General features: G+C 59.1%; 3 protein-coding genes. All 3 read left to right on the forward strand.

Going from position 1 to position 1,639, the window contains the following annotated elements; translation table 11 throughout:
• Positions 1–589: hypothetical protein (locus OXG98_18510; protein ID MCY3774004.1), on the forward strand; the 589-nt coding region annotated here is incomplete at its 5' end.
• 80 nt (positions 590–669) lie between these two features.
• A complete protein-coding gene (locus OXG98_18515) occupies positions 670–1,257 on the forward strand; it encodes a SycD/LcrH family type III secretion system chaperone (protein ID MCY3774005.1) in 588 nt (195 codons plus the stop codon).
• Positions 1,258–1,262: 5 nt separating this feature from the next.
• Positions 1,263–1,639 (forward strand): type III secretion system chaperone (locus tag OXG98_18520; GenBank protein ID MCY3774006.1); only part of this gene is annotated, 377 nt, incomplete at its 3' end.

Here is a 1,639-nt window from a genome sequence, read left to right on the forward strand (position 1 = left end):
GCACCGCAGCGTCGTGATGAAGGAAGTGGGCGCCGACCGCACCGAGATGGCACAACAGCACCTTGAGAAGATACGGACCGCGCGCCAAATCCTGATCGACCTCGGAGACCTCCAGGAATGGGCAGACACCGGCAAGAGCTTTCGAGACCGTTGCCCGGTCACGCCCGACATGGTGGCTTTCCTCGAAAACGAGGTAAATTGCTCCGTAGACCCAAACGTAAATCGCATAGTGTTTTACGGCTCCGCCGTCCCCGAGCTTCCGGAATCCGTGCGCAACTATTACGGACTTTACCTTGATGAAGACGGCAACTGGATAAAGTACACCGACCGCGCCATGGAGTTCGACTTCTGGTACGAAGATGGAAACAACCAGTACGAAATGCACGGCATTACCATCATCGACCATTCCGACATCGTCGAACTCAAGGCCCAGGTAAACAACTACATCGACCAGCTCAACGACAGCAACAACCTGTTCATGACCAAGTTCAAGAACGTGGTCAACAACATGAACACCGCGCTCGAAGGCGCCAACAATCTGGCCGACAAGACCCACGACATGAGGAATAACCTCGTGTCACGGTGGTGAGGCCTGCCGGGCGATCCATTCGTCAATCGACACCCAACCGAATTTTCCGTGCACAACCCTGAAATCAAGGAGGCTTCAACGTGGAAGCGGCGACCGACATCCTGGACACCCTGAGCGAAAACGACCTTCTCAGGGTCGAGGAACTGGCCAAGAATTGCCTGATGGAAGGGGCAACGCTGGCCGATGTGAGAGGCTACACGGAGGAAGAACTGGAAGCCGTGTACCACTTCGCCCACAACGCCTACCAGCAGCGCAAGTATGACGAAGCTCGCCGGCTCTTCCAGTTTCTCGTGCACAACGACCATGCGGAGAGCCGATTCTGGATGGGGCTTGCGGCCTCCTGCCAGCTTTCCGGCAGCCATGAAAAGGCCGTTACCGCCTACAGCATGGCGGCGGTACTCGACGCCACCAATCCCCGCCCGGCTCTGCACGCCGGCGAGTGCTATCTTGCCCTCGGCGACATGAAGAACGCCCGCAAGGCATTCGATGCCGTGGAGTTCATCTGCGGGCTGCCGAGCGCTTCCGCGCACGCAGACCTGCGCAAGCGCGCCACGGCCCTGGCCGTGGCACTGGAACAAGCGAACCCGCAGCCCGTCGGCCCGGCCGATGCGGCGCGCCGGCGGCGGGAAACCCCCGAAAAAGACCGGGCAACACGAATCCCGGAGTAATCCCGATGTCCATAGCCATCATGGAAAACCTGATTGGGGAGTTCGGTGCCGCCATCGGCATTCCCGACCTCAGAACCGACGAAGACAACCGGTGCAATCTGATGTTCGACGATGTCGCCGTGAGCTTCGAACTCGCCAACGGCGGAGAAAGCCTGTTCATATACTCCCTCCTGGGCTCGGTTCCCGACCGGGACGCCGACTCGTTTCACACGGCCATGTTGCACGCCAACCATCTTCTGGCAGCCACCCGGGGCTCTACCCTGAGCGTCGATGCGCAGAACAACGACGCCGTACTGATCAGGGAAGAGCTGCTGGAAACGCTGCGTCTGCCCAGGCTCGAATCCATCGTCGAGGAATTCGTGAACATTGCCGAACTTTGGAT

It is taken from the genome of Gemmatimonadota bacterium (assembly GCA_026706345.1).
Classification (GTDB): domain Bacteria; phylum JAAXHH01; class JAAXHH01; order JAAXHH01; family JAAXHH01; genus JAAXHH01.